The following is a 2,985-nucleotide window of genomic DNA, read 5'->3' on the forward strand; positions in this document are numbered from 1 at the left end:
GGGTATACGGATTTAATGGTTGATGGGGCACCTTCACCCCATCAATCTGATACCACCCTCAGATGGTTGATAGATCGACTCCGTAGTTGAGTTCCTCTGCGAAGTCCGGCAGTCCGTAACCGATGGTTTTCTTGTAGAAAGGAGAGACCTTCGCAGTCGGTGCCTTCTTCTTGTGCTTCGTGGTGTAGAGCATTCGTGCCCGCATCACCTCGAAGGAGTAACCGCGCCCTTCACGGTTCTTGTCCTTGGCCAGTCGGTTGATGGACTCCGTGTAAGCGTTGGTGACGGGCATGTCCGTCTCGAAGTAGGTCATGGTCTCTTCGCGCCAGTTTCCCACTGCCCTGACCAGATCGCTCCAGACTTCCTTTTGGCCCTTCGGGATGGTGGCTATCCACTCGTCCAGGGCGGCTTCTGCCTGGAGCCGTGTGGTGGCGTCCCAGATGCCGTAGAAGCGCTCCTTGTGCTCGTAGGCGGCCAGCAGTTGCGGGAACGCGCCTGTCCAGGTCTCCATGATGAGGCGCTCCCGGTCTGAGACTTCGTGAGCGCGTTTCAGCAGGATTTTCCGGTCTCCCTTGAGAGTCCGGCTCTGGGACGGTTTCGGCTCCTTTCTGAGGCCCTTGCGCACTCTCTCTAGGGCATCGTTGGCCATGCGCACCACATGGAACTTATCGACCACGATACGGGCCTGGGGCAGCACAGCCTTGACCGCTGCCCGGTAGGGGTTCCACATGTCCATGCTGACGATCTCGACCTTCTGCCGGTCTTTCAGCTTCATCAGGTAGTTGGTCACCACGTCCTGGCGGCGGGTGGCCAGCAGGTCGAGCAGGGTTCGCTCCTCAATGTTGGTCAGAATGCAGCGGTAGCGCTTGTTCAGGTATAGCTCGTCAATGCCCAGGATGCGGGGCGTCTCGAAGCGGTGCCAGCGCCCCAGGAACTCGGCGCGGGCGTTGAAGATGTCGCGCACCGTCTTCTCGTCCAGGCCGGTCTGTGCCGCCACAAAGGTGTAGGGGTGGTTGAAGGATTCCTTCTCCACGTACTCATGCAGCCGCAGTGTCATACGGAATCCGTCCACCATCTCCGGTAGCTGGGGCCTGAATGTTGTCTTGCAGGCCCGGCAGGTGTATCGGCGGCGGACCACCCAGAGAGTGACCCGCTTGCCGTGGATGGGCAGATCACGATAGGGAACGTCACGCTTGCCGAACCGCACGAACTCACCCTGCACGCCGCACCCCTCGCAGGCTACTGGTGTAGGTGCTTCAAGCCGAAAATGTATGTCTTCATTCTGCTCATCAGAATCCACCAACTGGTACCCAGGAAGGCTTAACGAATTAATCATCTCCCGCCTTGATCAGAAAAACAGGTAGGTGGCGTAACCGGCAATCATCGCCATAGCAAAAATGACTGCTAAAAACGCCGCTAAAAGCTTCAGCGTGAACAAAGAGCGCAACAGAATGAGCTCAGTCAGGCTGGCTCCGGCACTGCCGATGATCAACGCTAGCACCGTCCCGGCACCCACGCCTTTGGCCATCAGAGCCGCTGCCAGAGGTATGACGGCTTCAGCGCGAATATACAACGGCACGCCGATGACAGCGGCAACTGGAATGGCAAAGGGATTATCTGGGCCTGCATACTGCTCCAATAAGTCAGTGGGCATGAAACCATAGATCACGCTGCCAATCGCAATACCGATGAGCAGGTAAGGCAACACATCGATAAAGTCCGACCAAGCTTCCCGCCACACACCACTGTACTTCCCTTCTTTCTTAACCGTGACAGTGGGTTGACTGTCACAGCATTCGCTAGACGTAGAGACTGTTGTCTTCCTATCAGCCCCGCAAGAAGCCGTCTTCGGAGTGGTGTCGCAGCTGTTGGTGCCGCAACTCGATGCGGTCGATGTAGCACTGCACGGGCTTGCTGATGAACTACATCCACTGCTCTCTTGTGTCGCCGTCCGGCGCACATAACGCTCGAAGCCAAGCGTGTGAAGCAGCCATCCGGCACCTACCGCGACCACCAAAGCGGCGAGCACATAGATAGCAGTAAGTGTCCATCCAAACGTGGCAACCAGCAGGCCGACGACGATAGGATTCAGCAACGGAGATGAGAAAAGAAACACCATCATCGGCCCAAAACCGGCCCGTGCCCGAATCAACCCTTTCAACATGGGGATAGTCGAGCAACTACAGAAGGGCGTTATAGCTCCTAAACCAGCAGCAAGAAAATAGCCTCGCTTCCCACTGGAAGTCAGTAACGCTTCCACCTTGGATGGTGGGATGTGACGTTGAAGAACTCCGACCAGCAAGCTAATGCCAATGAATAAAACCGATAGCTCGATAGCGAGAAAGGCGAACATGCCTAGAGCGTCTTGGAGTTGAGATGACATTCAATATTACTCCTATATTTCTAGTATTGTCGAAATGATGTACGCAGCCTACTTGCGTTTATCCGACCTGTCAACTATAATTCTAGAAACATCGAATTATTGGGGCGTGCTATGGATCACGAAAAGGTTGCAGCCAGCTTAGCTGAGCTAGGGAATAGTCACCGACTGTCCGTGTTCCGCTTTCTGGTCAAAGCTGGCCATGATGGGGCTTCGGTCGGAGATATCCAGAAGGGGCTGGGTATTCCTGCTTCGACGCTATCACATCACCTTGCGCGCATGGCCAAGGTAGGGCTGATCCGGCAGGAGAAACATAGCCGCACGATTGTCTGTATACCCGAGTATGGGCACCTAGAGAATTTGATCGGTTTCTTACAAGAGGAATGTTGTGCAGGTGTTCGGATTGCGCATGAACCAGAACCGCTTTGACGCTTGCCCAGCTCTCGCTGTCCTCCCTAGTCAGCATCGCTATGAAGACTCAGGCGAAGGTGGAAACAGAAAATTGGCAGTAGAGTAGGCTGAAGAGGATCAATCAGATAATCCGCTGAGAAAGATTTTCTTCTTTACATCTTTGGCATTTTATCAACCAGAAATTCCGGATACCC

The 2,985-nt window shown here is 54.8% G+C and carries 3 protein-coding genes; 1 reads left to right on the plus strand and 2 read right to left on the minus strand.

Annotated features, from left to right (window positions below):
• Nucleotides 1-58: 58 nt before the first annotated feature.
• Both CXK91_RS22435 and CXK91_RS22440 read right to left on the minus strand, forming a co-directional pair.
• Nucleotides 59-1,336 (minus strand): ISL3 family transposase, encoded by a 1,278-nt coding sequence (locus CXK91_RS22435; RefSeq protein WP_022960607.1) that lies wholly within the window; start codon nt 1,334-1,336, stop codon nt 59-61.
• A gap of 12 nt (nt 1,337-1,348) precedes the next feature.
• Nucleotides 1,349-2,383 (minus strand): permease, encoded by a 1,035-nt coding sequence (locus CXK91_RS22440; protein WP_000098298.1) that lies wholly within the window; start codon nt 2,381-2,383, stop codon nt 1,349-1,351.
• 111 nt (nt 2,384-2,494) lie between these two features.
• Between CXK91_RS22440 and CXK91_RS22445 the strand changes: the two genes are divergently transcribed.
• Entirely contained in the window at nt 2,495-2,809 is a 315-nt protein-coding gene (locus tag CXK91_RS22445) for an ArsR/SmtB family transcription factor (RefSeq protein ID WP_000349485.1), read from the plus strand.
• Nucleotides 2,810-2,985 lie beyond the last annotated feature (176 nt).

Origin of the sequence: Stutzerimonas stutzeri (assembly GCF_002909485.1) — a bacterium.
Classification (GTDB): Bacteria; Pseudomonadota; Gammaproteobacteria; order Pseudomonadales; family Pseudomonadaceae; genus Stutzerimonas; species Stutzerimonas stutzeri_AH.

Coding starts and splice junctions, on each gene's coding strand:
- CXK91_RS22435 (WP_022960607.1), bottom strand. CDS start 1,336: ATGATTAATTCGTTAAGCCTTCCTGGGTACCAGTTGGTGGATTCTGAT.
- CXK91_RS22440 (WP_000098298.1), bottom strand. CDS start 2,383: ATGTCATCTCAACTCCAAGACGCTCTAGGCATGTTCGCCTTTCTCGCT.
- CXK91_RS22445 (WP_000349485.1), top strand. CDS start 2,495: ATGGATCACGAAAAGGTTGCAGCCAGCTTAGCTGAGCTAGGGAATAGT.